General features: G+C 49.7%; 22 protein-coding genes. 1 reads left to right on the top strand and 21 read right to left on the bottom strand.

Annotation, left to right across the window (positions count from 1 at the left end):
- Nucleotides 1-15: 15 nt before the first annotated feature.
- From JOE25_RS08565 to JOE25_RS08580, 4 genes are all read right to left on the bottom strand, one after another.
- Nucleotides 16-1227: a restriction endonuclease subunit S gene (locus tag JOE25_RS08565; protein ID WP_209634082.1), complete on the bottom strand. Its 1212-nt coding sequence runs from the start codon at nucleotides 1225-1227 to the stop codon at nucleotides 16-18.
- Nucleotides 1224-2780 carry a type I restriction-modification system subunit M gene (locus JOE25_RS08570; protein ID WP_209634084.1) on the bottom strand — a complete coding sequence of 519 codons (1557 nt, stop codon included), beginning with the start codon at nucleotides 2778-2780 and terminating at the stop codon, nucleotides 1224-1226. The genes JOE25_RS08565 and JOE25_RS08570 overlap by 4 nt, the downstream gene beginning before the upstream one ends.
- A gap of 211 nt (nucleotides 2781-2991) precedes the next feature.
- Complete coding sequence (locus JOE25_RS08575; RefSeq protein WP_050110594.1) at nucleotides 2992-3303, bottom strand: addiction module antidote protein; 312 nt, start codon at nucleotides 3301-3303, stop codon at nucleotides 2992-2994.
- Nucleotides 3304-3307: 4 nt separating this feature from the next.
- A complete protein-coding gene (locus JOE25_RS08580) occupies nucleotides 3308-3625 on the bottom strand; it encodes a type II toxin-antitoxin system RelE/ParE family toxin (protein WP_050110592.1) in 318 nt (105 codons plus the stop codon).
- 573 nt (nucleotides 3626-4198) lie between these two features.
- Here JOE25_RS08580 and JOE25_RS08585 point away from each other — a divergent pair.
- Complete coding sequence (locus tag JOE25_RS08585) at nucleotides 4199-5161, top strand: zincin-like metallopeptidase domain-containing protein (protein ID WP_209634087.1); 963 nt, start codon at nucleotides 4199-4201, stop codon at nucleotides 5159-5161.
- Between the two features lie 183 nt (nucleotides 5162-5344).
- Here JOE25_RS08585 and JOE25_RS08590 read toward each other — a convergent pair whose 3' ends face one another.
- The 17 genes from JOE25_RS08590 to JOE25_RS08670 all read right to left on the bottom strand — a co-directional run bounded on the left by JOE25_RS08590 (nucleotide 5345) and on the right by JOE25_RS08670 (nucleotide 22105).
- A complete protein-coding gene (locus JOE25_RS08590; protein WP_209634088.1) occupies nucleotides 5345-5857 on the bottom strand; it encodes a phospholipase D family protein in 513 nt (170 codons plus the stop codon).
- Nucleotides 5850-6596 (bottom strand): MobC family replication-relaxation protein, encoded by a 747-nt coding sequence (mobC, locus tag JOE25_RS08595; RefSeq protein WP_209634090.1) that lies wholly within the window; start codon nucleotides 6594-6596, stop codon nucleotides 5850-5852. Before mobC ends, JOE25_RS08590 begins: the two co-directional genes overlap by 8 nt.
- A gap of 9 nt (nucleotides 6597-6605) precedes the next feature.
- Nucleotides 6606-8441, bottom strand: coding sequence for a TraM recognition domain-containing protein (locus JOE25_RS08600; RefSeq protein ID WP_209634092.1), 1836 nt, complete (start codon nucleotides 8439-8441; stop codon nucleotides 6606-6608).
- 951 nt (nucleotides 8442-9392) lie between these two features.
- Nucleotides 9393-9836: an H-NS family nucleoid-associated regulatory protein gene (locus JOE25_RS08605; RefSeq protein ID WP_209634094.1), complete on the bottom strand. Its 444-nt coding sequence runs from the start codon at nucleotides 9834-9836 to the stop codon at nucleotides 9393-9395.
- Between the two features lie 61 nt (nucleotides 9837-9897).
- Entirely contained in the window at nucleotides 9898-12120 is a 2223-nt protein-coding gene (locus JOE25_RS08610) for a type IA DNA topoisomerase (protein ID WP_209634096.1), read from the bottom strand.
- Between the two features lie 2 nt (nucleotides 12121-12122).
- Nucleotides 12123-12428 (bottom strand): conjugal transfer protein, encoded by a 306-nt coding sequence (locus tag JOE25_RS08615; protein WP_094543465.1) that lies wholly within the window; start codon nucleotides 12426-12428, stop codon nucleotides 12123-12125.
- 103 nt (nucleotides 12429-12531) lie between these two features.
- Nucleotides 12532-12936 (bottom strand): cag pathogenicity island Cag12 family protein, encoded by a 405-nt coding sequence (locus JOE25_RS08620; protein ID WP_040118349.1) that lies wholly within the window; start codon nucleotides 12934-12936, stop codon nucleotides 12532-12534.
- Complete coding sequence (virB11, locus tag JOE25_RS08625; RefSeq protein WP_040118348.1) at nucleotides 12923-13951, bottom strand: P-type DNA transfer ATPase VirB11; 1029 nt, start codon at nucleotides 13949-13951, stop codon at nucleotides 12923-12925. Before virB11 ends, JOE25_RS08620 begins: the two co-directional genes overlap by 14 nt.
- A 10-nt stretch (nucleotides 13952-13961) precedes the next feature.
- The gene (gene virB10 / locus JOE25_RS08630; protein WP_209634098.1) at nucleotides 13962-15242 is read right to left on the bottom strand and encodes a VirB10/TraB/TrbI family type IV secretion system protein; all 1281 of its coding nucleotides are present in this window, start codon (nucleotides 15240-15242) and stop codon (nucleotides 13962-13964) included.
- On the bottom strand, nucleotides 15239-16135 hold the full coding sequence (gene virB9, locus JOE25_RS08635) for a P-type conjugative transfer protein VirB9 (protein WP_182321286.1): 897 nt from the start codon (nucleotides 16133-16135) through the stop codon (nucleotides 15239-15241). The genes virB10 and virB9 overlap by 4 nt, the downstream gene beginning before the upstream one ends.
- Nucleotides 16135-16818 (bottom strand): type IV secretion system protein, encoded by a 684-nt coding sequence (locus JOE25_RS08640; protein WP_040118345.1) that lies wholly within the window; start codon nucleotides 16816-16818, stop codon nucleotides 16135-16137. Before JOE25_RS08640 ends, virB9 begins: the two co-directional genes overlap by 1 nt.
- Nucleotides 16811-16948 carry a hypothetical protein gene (locus JOE25_RS08645; protein WP_169818577.1) on the bottom strand — a complete coding sequence of 46 codons (138 nt, stop codon included), beginning with the start codon at nucleotides 16946-16948 and terminating at the stop codon, nucleotides 16811-16813. Before JOE25_RS08645 ends, JOE25_RS08640 begins: the two co-directional genes overlap by 8 nt.
- A 69-nt stretch (nucleotides 16949-17017) precedes the next feature.
- Complete coding sequence (locus JOE25_RS08650; RefSeq protein WP_040118344.1) at nucleotides 17018-18019, bottom strand: type IV secretion system protein; 1002 nt, start codon at nucleotides 18017-18019, stop codon at nucleotides 17018-17020.
- Nucleotides 18016-18306 (bottom strand): EexN family lipoprotein, encoded by a 291-nt coding sequence (locus tag JOE25_RS08655; RefSeq protein ID WP_040118343.1) that lies wholly within the window; start codon nucleotides 18304-18306, stop codon nucleotides 18016-18018. The genes JOE25_RS08650 and JOE25_RS08655 overlap by 4 nt, the downstream gene beginning before the upstream one ends.
- A gap of 14 nt (nucleotides 18307-18320) precedes the next feature.
- Nucleotides 18321-19037 carry a type IV secretion system protein gene (locus tag JOE25_RS08660; RefSeq protein WP_245209806.1) on the bottom strand — a complete coding sequence of 239 codons (717 nt, stop codon included), beginning with the start codon at nucleotides 19035-19037 and terminating at the stop codon, nucleotides 18321-18323.
- A 17-nt stretch (nucleotides 19038-19054) separates the two neighbouring features.
- The gene (locus JOE25_RS08665) at nucleotides 19055-21802 is read right to left on the bottom strand and encodes a VirB3 family type IV secretion system protein (protein WP_209634101.1); all 2748 of its coding nucleotides are present in this window, start codon (nucleotides 21800-21802) and stop codon (nucleotides 19055-19057) included.
- 9 nt (nucleotides 21803-21811) lie between these two features.
- Nucleotides 21812-22105, bottom strand: coding sequence for a TrbC/VirB2 family protein (locus JOE25_RS08670; RefSeq protein WP_040118340.1), 294 nt, complete (start codon nucleotides 22103-22105; stop codon nucleotides 21812-21814).
- Nucleotides 22106-22112 lie beyond the last annotated feature (7 nt).

The following is a 22112-nucleotide window of genomic DNA, read 5'->3' on the forward strand; positions in this document are numbered from 1 at the left end:
GCAAGATTAGGGATGTCAGCCGGTGACGGTTTCAGGTTTTGGGAAGCTGAACAGTAAATCCCGATAGTATTCGTACTGTTTCTGACGCAGTTCAATCTCGCGGGGGAGGCCCTCGCTGATTGAACTGGTCAGTGTATCGAATTTATCCAGAAGATTTACAATCCTCACTTTTTCTTTAAGTGATGGGTTTGGCATCTGAATGGATTCCAGATTTTTTTTATTCAGCTTAGGTTGGGCTGCGCCAGATATATATGGTGTCAAATCAATGCTATTAAGATAGTATTCAACATATCTACGCTCTGCATATGTTTCAAATTTTAGTACGTGAGCATGGTTATTAACCCAGTTTTTCCCACTAATGCTAAAAGCTATAGGCGTGTTTCTTGCGACTAAATTTGCTCCATCTTCTGAAACCAACAAAAAATCACCATCAAAAATATAATCCTTAACATAATCAACAACTCCTGATGCACCATAATAAGGAATTATACCAGGCTCTCTTAATCCGCTTGTTATAGGTTTTCTCTTTGAATCTAAATTTGATGCAATCTCACCCAACGTCTTCCACTCAACCTCCCCCTCTTCAAAGCTCAGCAACTGGTCACGATAGTAGTTGTACTGTTTTTTACGTGCGGTAAGCTCAGCGGTAAGCTCAGCGGTAAGCTCAGCGGTAAGGGCAGTAAATGTATCCAGAATCCGGACGATTTCAGACTGGATGGCGAGGGACTTTTCTGGGTTGTTTGGGCACGGGATAGGGATTAAGCATTCCTTCACCTTAGAGTCAGAGATTGCTGGATATGCTGAGCCACTTTGATGTTCTTCAACGTACTTTTTGAAATCAGATGTGGAAATCCAATGTAAAATCCATTTTGGCAAGACCTCATCTTTTTTCGCTCTCAATACACAGTATCCGGTGCTCGCGACTTCACCAGAATACTCATTTTCGATTAAGCAAAACCTTTGTTGAGTCGGTCTGGTTGTTGCAAAAATAACATCATTTTCCTCAAGTAGTTTTTGAGCTCTGCTAGGGGCGTTTTGTCCTGTAACCTCTGTGGTCTCAGTTATTTTTTTTGTTTTGATATCAACTGATGTCAAGTCTATATATCTGTAGGAGCGTGTAGAGTCACGCCATTTAATATTACTTGTTCGTAAACTTATCTCACCAATTGTTTTCCACTTAACCTCAACGCCACCCAGCAGTTTTTCCAGATAACTCAGCTCGCTCATGCCTGCGCCTCGCTGCCTTCGATTTCTGCCACAATCGCATCAATGTCTTTGCGTAACTGGTCGATTTTGCTGACGGTGGTTTTCAGTTCGGCATTCAGTTCAGTGATATCCACAATTTCGCGGGTATCTTTGGCTTCAACATAGCTGCTGACTGACAGGTTATAGTCATTGGCAGCGACCGCCTCAAGCGGCACTGACTTCGCCAGATGGTCAGTGTCTGCTTTGTTGTCAAAGGCCTGCATAATCTGTTTGATATGTGCATCGGTCAGGATGTTGTTATTGGTTTCTTTCTTGAACAGGCCGCTGGCATCAATGAACTGCACGCTGGTTTCGGTCTTATGTTTTGACAGCACCAGTATGTTGACTGCAATGGTGGTACCGAAGAACAGATTGGGGGCAAGTGAAATCACGGTCTCGACGTAGTTGTTATCGACCAGATACTGCCTGATTTTTTGCTCAGCACCGCCACGGTAGAAAATACCCGGGAAGCAGACAATCGCTGCACGGCCTTTGGCAGAGAGATAGTTCAGTGCGTGAAGCACAAAGGCAAAGTCGGCTTTGGATTTTGGTGCCAGCACACCTGCGGGTGCAAAGCGCTCATCGTTAATCAGCGTCGGGTCATCACTGCCAATCCATTTCACCGAGTAAGGCGGGTTAGAGACAATCGCATCAAAGGGCTTTTCATCGCCGAAATGCGGCTCAGTCAGCGTATTCCCCAGCTTGATATCAAACTTGTCGTAGTTGATGTTGTGCAGAAACATGTTCATACGTGCCAGGTTAAATGTCGTATGGTTTATCTCCTGCCCGAAAAAGCCGTCTTCGATGATGTGGTTATCAAAATGCTTTTTGGCCTGTAACAGCAGTGAGCCAGAGCCTGCCGCTGGGTCATAGATTTTGTTAACGTGGGTCTGCCCGTGCATTGCCAGTTGTGCAATCAGCTTAGAGACATGCTGTGGCGTAAAGAACTCGCCGCCTGACTTGCCGGCATTTGCCGCATAGTTGGAAATCAGGAACTCGTAGGCATCACCGAACAGGTCAATTTGGTGCGCATCAAAGTCACCCAGCTTTAAGCCTTCAACGCCTTTCAGCACGGCAGCAAGACGGGTGTTTTTATCTTTAACGGTATTACCCAGTCGGTTACTGGTGGTGTCAAAATCGGCAAACAGGCCTTTGATGTCAGCCTCAGACGGATAACCGTAGGCAGAACTTTCAATGCCGACAAAGATGCTGTTTAAATCGGCGTTCAGCCTGTCGTTGGTATTGGCTTTCGCCGCTACGTTGCTGAACAGCTGACTTGGGTAAATAAAATAGCCTTTTGTTTTGATGGCATCGTCTTTGATGTCATCGGTAATGATGCTGTCATCAAGCATTGCATAGTGAACACTGTCATCACCGGCTTCGATGTAGCTGGAGAAGTTTTCGCTAATAAAACGATAGAAGAGTGCGCCCAGGACATACTGCTTGAAATCCCATCCATCGACCGACCCTCTGACATCATTGGCAATTTGCCAGATTTGACGATGTAACTCTGCGCGCTGCTGAATGCTGGTCATTGATTATGTCTCTTCTGAATACGTTATTTTTTGTGATTTTACGGTTTACCCGGGTGTACGGATATCTTTATCAATTAAGGGCGTGGGGCTGATGTGTGCCTGATTTTTCAGTGCTGGGGCGTATTTAGCGCAATGGGACTTGTGCGCTCAACGTGTTACATAACGAAAAGCCCTCATATAGCGGACTTCAGGGGGTAAGGTAACCAGAAAATCAGGGTGCTGTTGCCAGATGAGAGAACGGGAAACCGGTAGCAGACACAACACGGCGGAGCGTTTTCAACGTGGGATTACCTTTAGGTGAAAGCGTTCGATAAAGTGTTTCCCGGGAAACACCCGCTCGCTCTGCCACCAGACTCATTCCACCTCTGGCCTCAACCACATGACGCAACGCCGCCAGGAAGGCCTGCTGCCCTCCCTCGTCATCGATATCAGCAAAGGCCTGATGCAGATAGTGTTGCGCAAATTCCGGGTCTTCACGGAGAAGCTGCACCATCGCATCGTCATGTAAACGGGATTTAGTCATCAGGTCACCTCATCAAATAGTCGTTCAGGCACACAATCGCCTGGTCTATATCTGCATTTTGGGTTTTTTTATCCCCGCCCAATAGCAGCAGTACAATCTCATGTCCAACCAGGCTGTAATACACCCTGTATCCCGGCCCCTGATCAATACGCAGTTCCCAGACGCCCTCCCGGCAGGGCTTATGGTCGCCAAAGTTACCGGATGCCATCCTGTTCACGCGTGACGCGATTTTTGCCTTGGCTATCGGGTCACGAATGTCTTTTAAAAACTCCATGAATACATCACGTTCATCTGCCGTGAGGTAATGCCTGATCGTAGTCATCGCTATTTTGTATCTTATAGGCTACAGAGCTATATTGTACTGTAAAAGCTACAGGAGTAAATCATGATCATAAATATTCCTGTTTTTAGCATCAGCGTCATTTAGCGTTTCGCGGCCTAGTCAGTCTTTTCATGAGGCGTTGCATTTTTAACGGTTCTTACGGTCGAGGGTTCCCGCTCAATCGAACGAAATCACCCGTTAAGCTTAAATCGCTTAACGTAGGACCATTTCCGCATTTCACGCTAACCCCCTATATAACGTAAGCCGTCCGGGCGCTATGTCGTGTTTCCGCATTGAGCCAGGCGAGCTGTTTCATCCCTCCGGGTTTCCATCGCTGGCATAACAGCATTTCACCACTACGGCATAAGGGGCGCTAAGTCCGGGTATGCTCGCCGTCATTTTCTCCTGTGAGCCTTTCTTCTTCATATCAGCTTCCGGTAATCGTTCCCCGTCACATCCTGGTCAGCAAGGTAATGCATAGCCGCTTCGCGCCCTTGCTGACCAGAACGATTCCAGGGAGGCCGAACCGTCAGGCGATACGAAGACGAAATTCACACTGACGGAGAAACAACCATGACTATGAACCTGCATACCCAGACAAGCGCCCCTAATCCCGCACCGGCGACCAGCGTATCCCCGCTGGAGCAGTCAGGCTCCTCAAAAACGAAATTTTCTAAGGGCAAGGCCAAACCAGATGTTTACCAGGTGGTGACTGACAGCATCATCGAAGCGTTAGAAATGGGTGTTAAACCGTGGGTGTGTCCGTGGAAGCGTAACGGAGCTGTGTCAGGTATTCCGTCAAACTTCACCACCGGCACAGCCTACAGCGGGATGAATATCATGCTGTTATGGTGCAGTGCTGCAAAGCAGGGATTTAATGATTCTCGCTGGTTAACCTACAAACAGGCTCAGGAGCAGGGCGCACAGGTTCGTAAAGGTGAGCACGGTACTACGGCCATCTTTTACAAGACGCTGGAAAAAGAAGCTGAGGATGGCGAAATCGAAAAAATCCCCATGCTGAAAACTTTTACCGTGTTTAATGTTGAGCAAATCGACGGGCTAGATATGAGCGCCGACAATGGCACCGAGATTGAACCACAGGCTGTAGGAGAGTTTGATCCGCTGCCGCAGGTTGAAGCACTGTTCCAGCGTACAGGCGCGAGCATTACAGAACGTGGCCAACAGGCATTTTTTAAACCGCTAACGGATGAAATCTGGTTGCCTGAGCGTCATTTGTTTGCCGATGCCGCGAATTTTTACGCCACTGGCTTGCATGAACTGACGCACTGGAGCGGGGCGAAAAGCCGTTTAAATCGTGAAATGAAAGGGAGATTCGGATCGGAAGGGTACGCTTTTGAAGAATTGATCGCCGAACTTGGAAGCGCGTTTCTGATGGCTGATTTAGGCGTTGTAGGAGAGGTTCAGCACGAAAGCTATATTGCATCATGGCTGAAATCACTGAAAGACGATAAACGCTACATTTTTAAAGCGGCCAGTGCCGCATCTAAAGCGCATCGGTATTTGATGGACTGCTGAGGGAAACGGGAGAGAGCATTGCCCACATATCCACATGAGAGAAGCCAGTGAAGCGGGGAGGCCAACAAGCCGCCCCCGCGAACGGGAGCGCCTCTACCGGCGGTGCAAGCCGGTAGAGGTCGATTGTGGGTATGTGGACAATGCGGAGAGGAGGGAGTAAGTGCCGGGGAAAGTTGCCGATGTTTAATAGGCCGGTGCTAAAACTTCGCTTTCTGCCCACAGGCGATTAAATTCTTTCTCATACTGTGCCGCAATTTGCGGAACGCCTCGTAACACTATGTTGTTTTCGGCGTTGCGTGTGTCGGCGCTGGCCGTGTAATTAAATGACCCTGTTTGTACTGTGCTGCCATCTGCGATCATCACTTTGTTATGCATGATGGCGTAACGGCTGTTGAGGCGCACCGGAACATGATTATTTGCCAGGTAAGTGACGGCTGAATAACGATCGCCGTTCGCTTTCCCATCTGCTACGACGCGAACGCGAACGCCTCTTTTTTGCGCGGAAACGATCGCCGTCGCAATAGGCTTACTGGTGAAGCTATACGCCTCAACATCAAGTGACGTTGAGGCGTCATTGACCACCGACAGAACGTTTTGCAGTGCGGTATGTGACGGAGAAAAACCGACGCTGACGGTGGGGGCGGCAAATGCCGGGAAAACAACCAGGAGAAGGGCAGGCAGAGTAATTTTAAGCATAGGTTGTTAACTCCAGGGCTTTTAGTTCATCCATTGTATAAAAGCGGAATACGTTACGGTGCTTCGCTTCCAGCGTGACATGTTGGCTGTTTTCGATAACCTGTTTTATCGTGTTGAATAACAGCATTAATGCCCGCTTCTTTTGCTCATCCGGCACGATGTAGAACACGAAAAACCAGAGGTTTTCCGTTCGCGCTCTCAGGTGACTGGCGATAATTTGCTGATAGCGTGCTTTCGTTTTTAAACTACGTTCGGTTTCAATGGCGATCCGTTTGCCATTTGGCAGTGTGATTAATCCGTCAGGCCGGTGCTTCACCTTAAACTGATTTAAAAAGGTGTTACGGTCGCCGTTAATCCAGTCCGTCGCGCCTTTTTGTGCCAGCGTAAGGTGTACCAGTTGATTATCCAGATGGTGATCGAGACTCCAGCCTTTTAACTTTGCCGGTTCAAATCGTGCGGGGAAAATTTTGTCTTCTGGGCTGAGTACGACGGCGATCCCATCCTGGGTTATTCCCCACAGCGTGAGACTGCCGAGGCGAGAGACGAAAACGTATTTTTGAATAAGCCCCATTCCTTCCAGTTTATCGAGCAGAAGGTAAAGCGGTTGATGTGCCTTATACTTAAAAAGCTGTTTTAGCGTGTCAAAATCGCTGTAGGTTTCCTCTTTCAAAAAATTAAGAAGCTGCGCCATTTTTTCACTGTTACGACCTTTGCGTTCTTTATCGCTACTTATCAGCATGGCATTCCCTTATTCATCGAAATCAAAAGAAGACGTTTCAGCAACCGGCTCAACGGGTGCTATCTCGGCTGTTCTGCTTTTTTCTGCCGCCACTAAAACGGGTGTCGTTTTTGCTGCGGGTGCATCAGTAAAGTCGAGCGGCTTTTTAATCGAGATGGGTGTGATCGGCGTGACGTCATAAACCTGTAAAGGCTGTTTTTTCACTTTCAAGGGTGAGATTAAGGAGGTGCGGGGTAATTCTGTGGCCGTGAAAATATAGCTGACGAACGGAGGCAGGTTTAACAGCATGTTGCTGTCGATATAAAAACGCTCCGCCTGCCGGATGGTGCGCTCGTCGTCTATCACTTCGGTCAGTACCCGATTGGTTTTTGCTTTGCGACTCTCATCGTCCACTAAAATCGTGCCGGACATTTTTGCCACCCATAGTGCGGTGTCGGGGTCTTGCAGTTTGTACACCAGTTTAAATTTGGCGTTTTCAACGACGGCACCCACCACGGCGTCGCCGTTTAAATCGGCGGGGCAGTCGCGTAAGTCGGCGACGGACTGGTGATCCATAATGATATGCACACCTTTATCTCGGGCTGCGCCTAACCCTTCCAGCGCAGGCCGTGATAAATGGTATTTCAGTTCGGCCAGGTGAATAGCAATAGGTCGCGGAGTCGAGTTGATTCGATCACGTAATTCAGCAAGCTGCATCAGCCGCACTAAAATCATGCGCTGAGTTGCGATCACTTTACTGTTACGCATCGAACCGATGATGTAACAGCATCCGCCGTCGTCAAAAATCTTTTTTAATGCCAAACCATCCGGCGCATTGATGGAATTTAATAAGGCCAGCTCCTCTATTTTACCGAAAAATCCTTTAATCGTTTCGGCAATGCTCTGCACGAAATCGCTGTTGAATAAATCGCGGATCGTAGCGGTTGGGTTTTCATTGATTAACTGTGCGGTCGCGCGCGCAGCTCTGCGGTCATCGATACGATAGAAATCGGCGGCTTCACCTTTTTCCGCCAGGCTAAAACCTGCGATAAAAAGTTCTTCCAGATGTTCGGCTGTAATACCGTCAATAAGGTTTAACTGATATTCCGGCCTGTTTAGGTCAATTAGGTAGAATGGTTTTCCTGCATCCTCACATGCTTTTCTTATTAAGTGAGGTGCCCATTCATCATTTTTTGGGTCCATTTCAAAAACGCCTTCACCGGCTAAAATACTTTGATAAATAAGTAACCCTGTTGCAACCCCTTTACCTGCGCCCGTCGTACCAATGACATCCGCATGTTGTTTTTGCCAGTCACTGAGCGGAATATATTGCGGGTCTCTGTTTTCATTGAGGCCAATAAAAACGCCTTTTGTTAAATCAATGAATTTCTCGGGGTCATATTTTTCAGTTGTGGGCAACAATGCTTTTATTTCTCGCACATCAGTGCGCGTATTTCTTTCCAGACTGGTTTTTTTAACCATCTTCCTTTTGAGTTTGTCAATCTCTGGTGAGAGAACGCGGCGTGCAACGTAATGAAATATCACGCCGACCACAGTAAATGAAATCAATATTGCCCACAAAATTACTGGCGTACTGACTTCCAGCCTTGCCGGATATAGAAAGCGAAGGACGTAAGAGGTGGCCGGTGATATTGTGCCAAATATAAAGCATAAAAGTGAAAGGCAGATAATAACTCGTTGCCATATTGGTGCTTTTTCATGCTCATCTCGCTTTAGCGGGACAATAAAGGGCAACGTCAATCCTGATAATAAAGCTAACAATAGCTGATGCTGTTGCATATAGCCGAAGAACGCCGTGGCGTTATCGACTATTGGCATTAGCTTCTCTGTGATTTTATTAAGCATGTCTTAACCTTTGAATGGTTTCTTTCGGTGAGCTGTCTCGGTGAATCCACTCGGTGACAAGCTGTCACCGAGTGGATTCACCGAGTTGCATGGGGATCTGAGAGCGTTAAAACTGTGCCCGCAGGCGGGCATGCTGAGGGGGCTAGAGTCCCCTCAATAAAGGCATGTCCCATTACATGCGGGCTGGACGCCCTTATTTCATGAGACAAGGGGGTAATGTCGCGGCTGGACGCCACGCCAAAACCCCCAAAGGTCAAGTGCGGCAAACCGTCCACGCTACGCGTGACCACCCCCCTTACGAAGTGATTTTGACCTCTATTTTTTCGCCTTCGTCTCAAAATATCGGAAATCACTACTCGTAACGGGGGTGGTCACGCGCAAAGTCGTATTATTCTCGTTCCTCGAATAATGCTCCTAAGCTTGGACGGTTTGCGGGGCTATGCCCCCCAAATAAACCGCTATCGTGGGCGATAGCTTTTTGCTCGCTGGGGCGGCAAAATTTATTCGGCTCCCCCCAACTAACTCGGTTCACTGGGGGTGAACGCTCGTTAGTGGTTTCGGCGACGCCAAATTAACAATTTTTTCAAAATTGAATTTAGCTGCCTCAATCCACTTCCCGTTAACAATTCATTCTGAATTGAACGATAAGTTAAAACCATCGTTAGCAATTTTTCAAAATTGAACGATCAAAACAAATAACATCACATTTCCTCTTTGCGGATTTTGTTTAATATAGTATTTGTTTTATACGAGTCGTATTCTTTTATGTGTGGATGTAGTGTGGAGGCGATTTCTATAAACTTACCCCGTTCATCATTATTCAGGCTGTCAGCGAATTCATGTATTTCCTCGGAAAGAAACTGGTTGTATAAAGTATCGTGTAAACCACAGCGTCGCCCTGCGCTATGTTCCATTCTTGAAATAACAGACTCTGCTATCTATACAGCATCTTTAATTGCGGGGTTTTTTATTCTGGTTTTCATTTTTGATTTCCTCTGCAATTAAAAAATCATCCAACGTTGCACCTGAATTTAACCGTTCCTGAATTAAACGCGGAACCCGACCAACACCAGACCATTTTTTAATGGCGTCACCGTCTCTGTACTGATATTTCATCCGGCGGCGGGATTTTGTTTTTATCGCCGCTGCGGTTATTAATTCTTCTGGTGAAAAACCCTCACTGACAATCAGTGCTAATAACTCGCTGCGCTTTTCGTTGCGTAATTGAATGGCTTCTTGTTCTTTTTCCTGCTGCGCCTCCCACTCGCTGATATGCACCTCAAGTTTATTTTTCAGGTCGGTTAATAGCGCGTAGTCGCACCGTTTAATAAACTGGTTCATGTTGCGACCAGAGGATAGATAGGTGTAAGCATCTTGATATTTAATGTCTGACATAATGAAAGTTACCTAAGCTAATGGGGAGTGGCGGCATGACGCCGCCATATAGGTGAAAGGCTTATTTACGTGGTGGAAACTCAAACGCAGTTTGCCCGGTGGCTTTATCTTTTAGCACCACGAACGCCGAGAACGGCTTACCCGCTTTGCTGGTAAAGCCTTTAATCTCTGCGCTTTTACCTTTACTGATGATGGTTTCAACCTGATTCTTGGTCAGGTTTTTACCCGCTATTGTCGGCCAGATTTTAAAGTCGCACTGAGTACAGCGGAATATTTTAGGGGTCACAATGATGCTGCTACCGCAGGACGGACAGGGTGCGTTTAATCGCTCAAACTGGCTCTTTTCACTTTTGTCTTTGTCGCTGGCCGTGACGCTGACCGCGCTGACATCGACGTGTTGAAGCTGCTCCGCGATAAAGATTTCCAGCTCATCTAAAAAGGCATCGCTGGTCATTTTACCCTTTTCGATCTGCTGTTGCTGTTCGTGCCATAGAGCGGTCATATCGGGTTCGGTGGCGATGGAGGGCAGGGCATGAATAAAGCTGATGCCTAATTCCGTGGGAATAAGTTTCTTTTTTTCTACAGTATAAAAGTTGCGGTTCAGTAAGGTTTTTAACATTTCGGCGCGAGTTGCCGGTGTGCCAATCCCGCCATTTTCGCCCTCAGTGTCTTTGTCCCGGCTGACTAATAAAGCTTTAATACGCGGGTCTTTCACATATTTTGCCACGCGCTGCAAATCACGTAACAGCGTGGCTTCGGTATAAAGTGGAAGTGGTTTGGTTTTCTCCGCTTTGACGGTGACGGTTTTACAGGTTCCGGCATCGTTCACGCTAAGTGCCGTTAATATGGAAAATAAGCCATCGCCATTATCTTTCCCCGGCTCACTCTCTCCGTCGCCGCTTTCAGCGTCGATGTCGCTCTCTTGTAAAAGCGCCGTCCAGCCCATCCCGGTTGTTTTCCTGGCACTGGCCGTGAAGGTGTTGCCCGCTGCGCAAAAACTGACGCTGGCCGCCAGATACGTTTTTTCCGGTAAGAATTGAGCCAGGTACTGCGTGGCAATCGCGGTGTATACCGCGCGTTCGTCCTGGCTCATTTTTGCTGTATCGGGCGCGGTGCCGGTCGGGATAATCGCGGTATGCGCTCCGACTTTACCTTCATTAAAGGCACGGCTTTTTTTGTTGCTGTCGAGGTCGGCCAGAACTTGCGGGGGAAACGTGCCGCTTAATGCTGCACTCACCGCCGCGATAGTCTGAGGCGCATCATTAAACTGTTCGTTATTCAGGTATCGACAATCTGAGCGGTTATAGGTGATCGCCTTAAAGTTATCGCGCAGCGATTGCGTCACTGCCAGCGTTTTTTCAGCGGGCAGACCGTGCTCACGGCTCATGTGAACCTGCAAATCTAACAGCGAGAAGGGCAGCGGTGCCGGTGAGGCTTTAGGTTCGGTCTGTGCCTGTGTCACCGTGGCGGGTTGGTGCTGTGTCGTACTGGCAATATAATCAGCGTAGTGCTTATCAATAATGCGTTTTTTATCGTCCGTAGGGGCATCGTCTGGTACGGAAAATCTCGCCGGTATCTCGCCTCCGTCGCAACGGGTCAGGTCAAAACCGTTAATCATAAAACCGGCGCTGACAGCGTAATAAAACGCTGCCGCATGGTTTTTGAAGGCTTCATAACGGTGAACGATCAGACCCAGTATCGGCGTTTGTACCCGACCAACAGATAACACATCTTTGCCGCCTTTTTTACGGGCGGCGAGGGTGTAACCACGAGTCATATTGAAGCCAAAGAGTTGATCGCCAACGCTTCTCGCTAATGCGCTTTGGGATAATCCGTAAAACTCGCTGTTGTCGCGTAACTGCGTCAGCGCCTGTCGCGCTTTCTCCGTGTTCAGGTCATTGATAAGGACGCGCTTCACCGGTTTTTTCGTGCCGGTGTACGTCAAAATTTCATCAATTAAAAGCTGGCCTTCGGCGTCGGGATCGCCAGCGTGAACAATCTCACTCGCCTTCTCAATCAGCGCCGCCACCGTTTTAAACTGACCTGCGGTGCGCTCAATCGGCTGGTAGCGGTGCGGGCGCAGTTTCAGCGGTAAATCAGCCTCGTTCCATTTTTCATAAGCGGGGTTATGACTTTCAGGCTTGACCAGCTCGAGCAGGTGGCCTGATCCCCACGTCACCACGTCGGTGCCACATTCGATATAACCGCCACGGTTTACACCGTTGCCCAGGGCGAGGGCGATCACTTCACCCAATCCTTTCTTTTCTGCGATAAAAAGTCTCATGATTACCCCCTGATCCGCCCGAATTGACTGATGATTTTGGCTATAGCTGCCGGGTCTGCGGCTTTGCATTCCCCCAAAAGCGCTTTACGCATGTTTGATGTCTTCGATGGGTCAAACCGGCCTTTCTTCTTAAAAGAATTAATGCTGAAAAAGGATTTTTCGGCACTGCTGCATTCACTGCCGCCGCTATTACCGGTTACTTTGCCGAACATACACAGGACGACCTCGCACGGATCAGCAGCAAATGAAGGTGCAGAAAAGCCAGCGGCCAGGCACAGGAGTGCCGCCGCGATTGCGGTTTTTTTCATAACGTTTTATTCCTTGAGGTGATTTTGAGACAAACAAAAGACGGCTAACGCCCTCTGGTTGTTCAACGTCGGAAAAACAGATTGAAAATCTGTCTCACCGTCGTTATCGGGAAAAATAAATGTCGGTGGTGTTGCAGGTCAGGCAGTGAGTTTTTGGAAGATAAGAGATAAGCCCTTGTGCGCCGTGTTGTCTCAACCACGCTTTAGCAGCAAAGAACGCGGTCGCATCCGGCGCAGAGACGGCAACGTGTGGGGAATGAGCAACGGCATACCAGACATCAGGCGTCCAAATCTGTCCTTCATCTTGAAAATCGGTGATCACTCTCGACCACTGCCCGGACACGACCGGCGACGGTGTAACAACCATGTTTTCCTGCCATAAAGGCAATGTGCCGTTGGTCGGCGAAAGAGGCTTATCCCACTCGACGGCTGCCGGTTCGGGCGGGGATGAACAGCCCGCGAGTACCAGCAATGCGCTGAGTACAACCAGGGGTTTAAAATGTTTCATTCCTGAAATTCTCCATCACACCGGCGCGATGCACCGGCTTAAAGTAAATATCACCCATGCGGCGAATATCGCCGCTCACGTCAATGCTGGCGATGACATCAATGCTGTTCAATACCTTACGCAGCAGTACCGAATAGGGGATGTTCTGGCATTCCATGTTTTGATAACAGCGTTCCGCCAGCCCGTTAATGGCCTCTTCCGGGCTACCGGCGTGCAGAGAAGTGATCAGCCCTTCATGCCCCGAGCCGATGATTTTCAGACAGTCCCAGGCTTCACCTCCGCGCACCTCGGCCAGTAAAATGCGGTCAGGGTTCATGCGGTAGTTTGCCCGTACCAGACTGGCTGGGGTCACAATGGCTTTTTCTCCCGCATCGGCGGGGTAAAAAAGATGCACGTAATTTTCATGGCCATAAAAGCGCGTCTCCGGGTTGTCCTCGATAGTCACCAGTCGCAGGTTGACGGGGATATACCCGATCATCGTTTTCAGGTAGGTTGTTTTCCCCGACCCCGTACCGCCCACGATGATGATGGTCTTGCCATATTCGACACACTTCTCCATAAAAGCGGGAATAGCTCCGGCATTGTATAAACGTAAAAGTTCGTCATCATGGCTTGCTGTTTTCTCCTTACCCGTGACCCGGTCGTAAAAGCCGCCGTCGATATAGGACTGGTGGGGAATTTGTATCAGGGAAGGCTTGCGGATAGTGATCGACACCGTATCTCGCTCACAAGCCGGAGGCATCACCACCTGGCAACGTTCGCCAGATTCGAGCGTGGCGGACAGCACCGGCGACGTATCATCAATATGGTCGCCCTGATAGTTGGCAAGCGCGGTGGCAAACGTCTGACACTGTGCCAGCGTGAGCGGAACGGGGTGTTTTTGCCACACCCCGCGAATTTTGGTAAACAGCTCTCCGGGACGATTTACCGCGATTTCGGTCAGGCCATCGAGGTGAAGAAAATCCCCGAACATGCGTTGTTTATGCTGGTCGAGTGAAATGTTACTGACGCCCATAATGCCCTCCTTATTTGAGTTTCAGGCTGTAGACGCCTGAAAAATCGATGTCTGAACCGGTCATGATGCCGATGATATCGCCCTGATTTTTGTAGATGGTTGGCGGGATATTGATGCTGTTATCCAGCGCCGTTTTTGCCATTTCAGCGGCGGCAGCGCGTGAATTTTCCGTGTAATCGGTATTGCGGTCTTTCGACGGGGCGGAACTTGCCGTTGCTGCGGCGACGTCCTGCACGGTACTGAGCATCATTGCGTTGCCGAAACGCTCCCAGAAATGCGTGTCGATCCAGCCATCAATACCGGCCTCACCGAGCTGGCCTACGACCTGAGAATCAACCATCGGGATTTTTAACCTGTCCGGGGTTCTGAGTTCCGTCCACATCACGAACATCCTCGCCTGGCCGTGATTGAGTGTGCCGGTCTTGTAGACGCCACGGGCGCGGGTGCCTGCGGGTATCAGCCGTACATGGGTGCTTTCGCTGTAAACGTCCTCAGATATCAGGCAGGAAATACGCCCGGCAACGTCGGACACAAAGCGGGTTTGAAGCGTACAGGGAATATAGGTATCGACCGGAATATACAAATCCGGGTCAAGCCGCATACGTTGTACGCCGGTTACTGTGGAAACTGCCGGTGCCACACCCGGTGATGCCTCCGCTCCGACAGGACAGGCCAGCTTTCCGCTGGCATCCATGACCAGCGTCACCGTGCAGGGTGTATAAGGCTGCGCGGTCGCGGGAGATACGCTGTGCTCTGTGGTACTGCGTTCAGCCGTGCGCGAAACCGTGGCGGTTTGGCCGCTGCTTTGCGTGCTGGACATCGCCGCCAGAGCCATCGACTTGTTAAATGAAACTGCCGGAGCGGCGGGGCGAGGAAGGTTTGTTTTGGTATCGGTTGACGCGGTGTCCTGCAACCCCAGCGGGTTTTCAGCCATCCCCATGCCCTGGCGTTTCCGTCCGTAACTGACATCATCCGGTGCCGTTTTTGCCTGTTCAGCCTTGGGAGCGGGGGCGCTCATGAAATGGTTATAAGCCCAGTCACCCATCCAGGCTAATACGATAAGCGCCGCCAGAAGCAGTATTCCCAGCGTCATAAGACGGTTTTTACCGCGCTTTTTGAGGCTGTTTACCTCTGGTTGGTCGGGTTTAACGTCCTCCACCGGTGCAGACTCTTTACGCTGTGCCTGCGCCCGTTCGCGTGCTTCAACTTCCAGCTCGGCCACCGTTTTTTCTCTCTCGGGTACGGGGCTTTCGCTCCCATCGAGAGGCGTTGGGTTTTGCGTATCCGTCATGGTTTTTCCTCCAGTTTAACCGCCGGTGAAACGGTGCTGCCGTTGCTGACCGTTGCCAGACCAAATCCCTGATTAACAATGCCCACCACGGCGTCGCCGTAGCGTAAGACCAGCTTTGGAGCCAGCGAGTGAACGACCATCACGCGATAGTTGCCCTGTTGCGAGAACGACGGGATGGTCGTTTGTTCTTTGCCGTTGACGAGCAGGAAGGGACTCGGGATCTTTTTCAGCGGTGAAAAGCCCAGGTAAGTGAAGCGGCCATCGTCATAGGCAAAGTCCGGCATAGCCATTTCACTGCCCTGCTTCACACGCTGCGCATAGTTCCAGTTTCGCGGTGTAGTGGCGGCATTAAACGCTTTGGCGATGCGGCTTTTTTCCTGCGCCTCCGTCAGCTCCTTTTGCCGCGCTTTAACGGCTTCCATGTTGGCCTTGCGACTGGCATCGGGATAATTCCAGGTCACAACAAACGCCAGACTGCTTGCCGGTGCGCCTTCATCGAGCACGTTAAGCTCCAGGCTGTAGAAGTGTGCCGACGTGGTGACAAACAGGTTGGTTTTCCAGTCTTTCGACTCGGGTAAAAATGCCTGCTGGACGGTTGAGCCGTCCGCATCCGTCACCGGCTGCGTGATGGGAGCTGGGCGAATATAGACGCGGTTCGCCTCCTTTGTTACCGCCCATCCTTTAATAAAGCCGACTTCGGTGCTGATCACCGCCTCATCATCGGCAAATACCAGCGTGGTGACGTAGCCGGCGCGGGTGTTGATCACCGTGCTGTTTTGCACGTTGTACGCCACCTGCTGCATACGGCTGTCGTACCGGCTACCCTGTGGGGTTGCGGCTCCCCACGCCGATGAGCAGAGCATCAAAGTGAGAATGACGAATAGATTACGCATTATTCTTTCCTCAGTTCTTTGTCACGCTGGTAACTGGTGACGATGAAGCCCAGCGGATTACTCTCACGCTGTGCGTCAGTCAGCGCCTTGTGTGGCACATAGTGGTATGTCAGACGAACGTTCCAGAATTCGACGCGCGTCGCGCCGTCTACAACGTGTCGGATGGTTTTTTTCAGTCGGAGGGTTGCCAGCATATCGGGCGCGGTAGCCTGGCTGATGATGTTGGAAATGACCTCAGTTTCCACCACGTTAGCCGCGTTCTGATAAACCTTGTCGGGGGCATCCTGTCCGGCGAACCAGGCAAGATAGTCCGCGTTGACCTGTCCGCTGTTAAAGAGCTGCACCGTGTCGTAATTGCTTTGCAGGGCGAAATAGTTGTATCCCTCCCGGAGCGTGGCGTAATTGGCGGCGAAGGCTTTAGCCATTGCCTCCTCGGTAGAAATGTCTTTTTCTTTCACTCGGGTGACGTATTCCGCCCGCCCGCTGTGGCTGTCTACGGTGTAAAGCTCGACCTCCGTGTGTTTTAGCGGAAGCATGACAATGACGGCCACAACGGAAAGTAAGGCAAATACCGTGGCGACGGCGGCGATAACAAAGGCGAGTTTTTTAGCCCGCGCATCGCGTGTCAGCATCACTTTTTCAAACGACTGCGAGGTATTCAGCGTTTTTTGTAATTCAGACATTATTCACCTCCTGCATAACGGAAGCGGAATTAACGGGTTGAAGGTCGCCGGAAACATCCGGCGGGAAATGGCTTTGCTGTGCGCAGCCCGCAAGGGTGCACAACATCATAAATATGATGAAGCGTTTCATGGTTTAGGTTCCTGAAAGGATTAAAAAGTAATGAGTCTTGCGATGGGAACAGGTGTGGCGGGATATCTGCTAATTTTGGGCTTTCATTTTCTCCACTGCGGCTTTTGCCGATGCTTTGGCATTACTGGCCGATGAGCCTTTGAGGTTATTCGCTGCCTTATCGCCAATACTGCCTAAAGCATTCCCCACTGGCTTTCCTACGGTACTTGCGGCTTTTTTCGCTGCGCCGCCGCCTGCCATTAGCCCCATTTTAGCCGCGCCCTGTACCACACCCTGTACGCTAGCCCCTGCCAGTGAACCGGCAATTTTTGCCGATAACCAGACCACGAACCCGGCACCGATACCTGCGAGACAGCTTTGTGCCGCCAGCGTCACGATGTTGTTTACATCAGCTCCGCTACTTGCTTTATCCAGTACACTACTTAAATACTGAATCGCAATCCGTAGAGATAAAGCCGAGAACATGAGCGTTAGGATCGCGGTAAAAATTACCTGGAGCCAGTTATTGAACATCGGGCGGAGAAAACCGTATATCAGGCAAAAAATAAATATGGGTGCCGTCGTTGTCATTAACAACAACATTATTTCAGCTCCCATATTCACAATAGTGGCAATAACCAAAGTCACTATTGTCCCCCCCCAGACCAATAGCTCTGCAATGCCGCCATTGAGTTGCACGTAAGTGGAATCATCGAGGTTAAAAAGTTTCTCCCCTAATATTTGTGCTTTACCCCAAAGGGTATCTAATAAAACCCAAACATTTTCACTTCCACTTAGTCCGTCTTTTAAACCATTAATGGCGGCAACAGACGCGTCCAGATAACCATCAGCATTAGTGACAAATGCCAGGATGATCCCCATCCGCGCCAAATCCCACGCTACGTCCTCTACCGGGGTATGCAGCTTACCCGCCAGTGTCTGATAACCACGCCAAAGAATGTACAGAGTGGCAGAGCCGGTAACTAGCCCAGCCATCATTGTTGAATACAGGGACATTTGCCCCTGTATAACACTATTCAAACCATTCATTACCGCGGCATCCATTCCTGTGAAAATGCCTTCGCTACTCATGATTTGTTATTCTCCGGGGTTATTTTACTTTGCATGTACTCCATTTGGATTTTTTTTATTCCTGCTGCAATGTCAGGTTCATTGATAGATCTCTTTTTTGCATTCACTACAGGAATGCATCGCTCACTGCTGAATGTTTTGGTTTTCAAACAATCGGCATAGTCTTTTAGTAATTCGTCATGATGAGCCATATACCACTCCTCAGTTTTCTTTTCTTCACAACCACCTAAAGCAAAAAGGCTTAAAACAAGCAGGGAAGATAAAATAGTGCGGTTATTAATCGTCATATGAAAAATCCTTGTCATAAGTTGTTTAAATCAGCTACCGGCGCACTCAGTTGTTGCTGTCGGTGGGCTTTTTGTCGCTGCGATGTCAGCATTTGATCACGCAGTTCCGACTGTTTCACGCTCATTTCCCACTGCGTGGTCAGCGCGTTTAACTGTACACTTTTTGACGTTATGGTGTTCGCCAAATCCTGTGACTCTTTAGCGTCTTGCGACATTTCGATACGACTTACAAGGGTAGAAATATCACTCACCGTACTGTTGATCTTCTCCTGTACCGCAGTGGTATCTTCGACGGCCACCGCCCGGTTAATGACGATTTGTTTACAGGTATCAGCATAGCTTTGGGTCTGCGTAGCATCACAGGTGTCAAACATCTTGTACTTGCGGTACAGGCCGTTTAGCGCGCTGCTGTATGACCCGCCGGAGTTCGTCAGTAGGTCGTTGAGTGAAATGCCGTTTTTTTGCAGGTTTTTAAGGTCATTCGACAGCCCCTTAGCCTGGCTCAAAAAGTCCTGCACGTTGCGTACGCCGGTCGCGGTCGCCAGTTGCGATTTGTAGGCATTGAGCTGGGATTTATACTGTTCTACCGTTTTAAGCCAGTTTTGGGCGTCAGTCGCGTATTGAATCTGACGTAACGGATCAGCATCAACCATGACAGGAATACCGGCATAGGCTGTCAGTGATGGACACAGCAAAGCCCCCGCCAGACAGGCGGCGGACAGAGTTTTCATTTTCATGTTATTTCCTTTCAGAGAGCGAGTTGCAGGTAGCGTTCTAGCCAGTCGTCCGGCTTCATGCCGTCCTGAAACACAGAATCAAAAATTTCGAGGTTGTCAGCGCTGCTACTTAACACTTTTGTGTAAGTACCAAGCCCGGACAGGTCAAGGGTGACGAGTGCTGCAAAGTTGCGTAAATCACCCTTTTTCAGGGGGCTTTTCACTATTACGAACTGGCGTGACAGCGGATCGAGGTTCTTGATGATGTCGAAGATCTCCGGGGCGACTTTCAGACCATCAACATAGTCTTTGCGGTCAGCCTTCGGGTTTGCCGTAAAGATTTGCGTGCCGCACTGCTCCACCACGGCAGGAGATATCGGGTTAATCAGTATTTCCGCCGGTGACTGAGTACCAGGAATAAACAGGCCATTCAGTTTGCGGATGACTTTCAGCACGTTAAAGGCGAAATCAGAAAAGACCGGGTCGTTGAGCCATTTCCAGAATTCATCCATGAAGATCACCAAGCGTCGCCCGTCGAGCAAGCTGGTGACGCGATACAGCAGGTAAAACGAAATCGGCGCACACACGTCGGCATCGTCCAAAAATTCCGTGCCATCGATGCCGAAATTGTCGCATTCGCCAATATCAAAGGTGTCCAGGTCATTATCGAAAACCCAGCCGTATTCGCCACCCTGCGCCCACTGTGACAACCTGACACGTAACCCGTTTTCCTGCGCTTCCTTCGTTGGCGGCTCGGTAAGGTTCTCCAACAGCCGGGTAATACCAAACCCACGGTGTTCAGCCGGTAGCTCCTTCATGACCGCATCCACTGCCTGACTAAGACGCAGCTCGTCGCGCGGGAACAAGGTTTGTCCGTTGCGGGTGCAGAGTATGCGCATCAGCTTCTTGATGAAGTTCAGATTGCGTTTTGTCGGTGGAAGCCGGAAGGGATTCCAGCCGGTAGGCTCACCGTTTTTCACCTTATAATACTGGCCGCCCAACGCCCTTACGTTAAGTTCTGCCCCCCTGTCCTTATCAAAATAAACGGTAGTAAGACGCTGAGTTTTAGCCTGCGGCGAAAAACTCCGGGGTTGCCGATATTTCTGCATCATGACCTGAATGAATGCCATCAGCATTGTTTTGCCCGAACCGGCGGTGCCGATAACGCTGGTATTGCCTAGATTTTTCTCGTTGAAATCATCCTTATTGAGCATTGAGTTGTGCAGGTTCATGTAATACGCCCCGCCCGAGGGGGTTTTGAGAACGCAAAGCGCTTCACCCCAGGGGTTCTTATCCCGTTTCCCCGTATAGAAGTTATGGAATGACGCCAGTTCTGCAAAATTCTGGCTGCTGATGGGGACAAGTCGCGGCCTTAGCGTGTACACACCCGGCATTTGTGCCAAGTAGGCAGCGGGCAACGACAACGTGGAGAGTGTCGGGGTGATACCCAGATCGGTGAAGGCGTTGATCAGGCTGTTTGTATCTTTAATCAGCCGTTCTGTGCCGGGTGCCGATACCATCAGGGAAAAATGATATTTACCAAAGGCAATGTGTCCGGCCTGCAACATGTCCAGGGCAACAAATAAGTCTTCCTGCTGCGAAATGGCATCATCTTCCGTGCTGCGTAAACGCTTGGCCGTCTGCTTGATGTGCTTTTGCGCTTCATCTTTCGCCATACAGGTAAAAGACTGGGTGATCACATAGTCACACGGGGCATACAGCAACACGTTCATTATCCCGGTGAAGGATTCCGGCGCGTAGTCTTTCACTTCCAGCCCACGGAAGAAGGTCTTTCCGTTCACGTTATTGCTTTGACCAGCATCGCCGGTGAAAAACAGATCGGTTGTGCCGAGCGTTTCATAAAATGGCGTACGCGTAACGGCTGTCTTCTGCCAGACGCCGCTTAACAGCCGCCGATAGAAAGACAGTTGCGACGAAAATACGCGGCCATTTTCTTCATAAGCCCCGAGTTGGTTCGCGGTGAAACGCGACAGGGACGTGCCGACCGTCTGGCAGATCTCCAACATCTCTTTTAATGCACTGTCTAACGCATGTTGCTTCTGTCCGTCGGACATCCGTTTGCGCTCGACCTTATCCAGTCCGACAAAGGGCATATAACAGGCGGTGAAGAACAGACGATTATGGCGGAAAGGATGGTTTTCAATCGTCGAGTAGTATCGTTCGCTGACCGTATCGGCAAAATCGTTACCCGAATGCCCGTCAAAGTGATCGTGGTACGTTTCACGGATATTGTGAACGTAAAACGTCACCGGTCGCCCTTCAAAGGACTTAATCAGGTTATTAAACTGACCAGACAGTATGTCGAGATTTTCTTCCGTATCACATTCAAACGCCGTTCCGCCAATTTCCCACGTTGCGATCAGGTCACTACCTCGGGTTTTAATGACGTTTTCATGAATGTGCGACGAATACGGAATGTGCTTGGTGAGCGTGACCCGTTCGTTAAGTCGCATAGTGTTGATGAACTCCGTGATGTCTACGGCGTCGTAGTCGTTCGCCAGGAACGCCGTTGCGCCGTAGTGGGTGTTGCACGTCTTATTGCCCCGCGTTTTCAGTTTTAAAAAGGCTAATCCGAAAACGTGGGCATCCTTTCTAGCCATCTGGTTCATGACAAACCAGCTTACCGGCAGGAACAGCAACAAAAGTTTAGTGAGGTATATCGCCAGCAGGATAATTGCCCCACTGACGATAACTAACGGCACCATCGGAATGCCAAACAGCATAGCGGGGCGCGTCAGGGCTTTATTCAGCGTGACCATTTCCGCCCCTTAGCTCATCAACAGAGCGCCGATTTCTGCACCGCTGGCAATAAGAATGCCGCCAATGATGATCCCTTTACAGTCGTGAAGGCTTTTGCCGTCCCATAACACTTTGTAACCGACCCAGATAACGGCGATGGTAATGGTGACGATGGCCAGACCGGTGAGGCCAGACGAGATTTTTTCCAGCAACGTTTCGGCTTTGGCGAACCCGTCCGCGAATGCCGGTGAGGACATGGCAGCAGAGGCCGCAACAGCAGCAAGGTAGGCAGGAGCGTTTTTAATAGAGCGTAAAATTTTCATGATATTT

This window comes from Serratia sp. PL17 (assembly GCF_017832355.1).
In the GTDB taxonomy this organism is placed as follows: domain Bacteria; phylum Pseudomonadota; class Gammaproteobacteria; order Enterobacterales; family Enterobacteriaceae; genus Serratia.

Coding starts and splice junctions, on each gene's coding strand:
- JOE25_RS08565 (WP_209634082.1), bottom strand. CDS start 1,227: ATGAGCGAGCTGAGTTATCTGGAAAAACTGCTGGGTGGCGTTGAGGTT.
- JOE25_RS08570 (WP_209634084.1), bottom strand. CDS start 2,780: ATGACCAGCATTCAGCAGCGCGCAGAGTTACATCGTCAAATCTGGCAA.
- JOE25_RS08575 (WP_050110594.1), bottom strand. CDS start 3,303: ATGACTAAATCCCGTTTACATGACGATGCGATGGTGCAGCTTCTCCGT.
- JOE25_RS08580 (WP_050110592.1), bottom strand. CDS start 3,625: ATGACTACGATCAGGCATTACCTCACGGCAGATGAACGTGATGTATTC.
- JOE25_RS08585 (WP_209634087.1), top strand. CDS start 4,199: ATGACTATGAACCTGCATACCCAGACAAGCGCCCCTAATCCCGCACCG.
- JOE25_RS08590 (WP_209634088.1), bottom strand. CDS start 5,857: ATGCTTAAAATTACTCTGCCTGCCCTTCTCCTGGTTGTTTTCCCGGCA.
- mobC (WP_209634090.1), bottom strand. CDS start 6,596: ATGCTGATAAGTAGCGATAAAGAACGCAAAGGTCGTAACAGTGAAAAA.
- JOE25_RS08600 (WP_209634092.1), bottom strand. CDS start 8,441: ATGCTTAATAAAATCACAGAGAAGCTAATGCCAATAGTCGATAACGCC.
- JOE25_RS08605 (WP_209634094.1), bottom strand. CDS start 9,836: ATGTCAGACATTAAATATCAAGATGCTTACACCTATCTATCCTCTGGT.
- JOE25_RS08610 (WP_209634096.1), bottom strand. CDS start 12,120: ATGAGACTTTTTATCGCAGAAAAGAAAGGATTGGGTGAAGTGATCGCC.
- JOE25_RS08615 (WP_094543465.1), bottom strand. CDS start 12,428: ATGAAAAAAACCGCAATCGCGGCGGCACTCCTGTGCCTGGCCGCTGGC.
- JOE25_RS08620 (WP_040118349.1), bottom strand. CDS start 12,936: ATGAAACATTTTAAACCCCTGGTTGTACTCAGCGCATTGCTGGTACTC.
- virB11 (WP_040118348.1), bottom strand. CDS start 13,951: ATGGGCGTCAGTAACATTTCACTCGACCAGCATAAACAACGCATGTTC.
- virB10 (WP_209634098.1), bottom strand. CDS start 15,242: ATGACGGATACGCAAAACCCAACGCCTCTCGATGGGAGCGAAAGCCCC.
- virB9 (WP_182321286.1), bottom strand. CDS start 16,135: ATGCGTAATCTATTCGTCATTCTCACTTTGATGCTCTGCTCATCGGCG.
- JOE25_RS08640 (WP_040118345.1), bottom strand. CDS start 16,818: ATGTCTGAATTACAAAAAACGCTGAATACCTCGCAGTCGTTTGAAAAA.
- JOE25_RS08645 (WP_169818577.1), bottom strand. CDS start 16,948: ATGAAACGCTTCATCATATTTATGATGTTGTGCACCCTTGCGGGCTGC.
- JOE25_RS08650 (WP_040118344.1), bottom strand. CDS start 18,019: ATGAGTAGCGAAGGCATTTTCACAGGAATGGATGCCGCGGTAATGAAT.
- JOE25_RS08655 (WP_040118343.1), bottom strand. CDS start 18,306: ATGACGATTAATAACCGCACTATTTTATCTTCCCTGCTTGTTTTAAGC.
- JOE25_RS08660 (WP_245209806.1), bottom strand. CDS start 19,037: ATGAAAACTCTGTCCGCCGCCTGTCTGGCGGGGGCTTTGCTGTGTCCA.
- JOE25_RS08665 (WP_209634101.1), bottom strand. CDS start 21,802: ATGGTCACGCTGAATAAAGCCCTGACGCGCCCCGCTATGCTGTTTGGC.
- JOE25_RS08670 (WP_040118340.1), bottom strand. CDS start 22,105: ATGAAAATTTTACGCTCTATTAAAAACGCTCCTGCCTACCTTGCTGCT.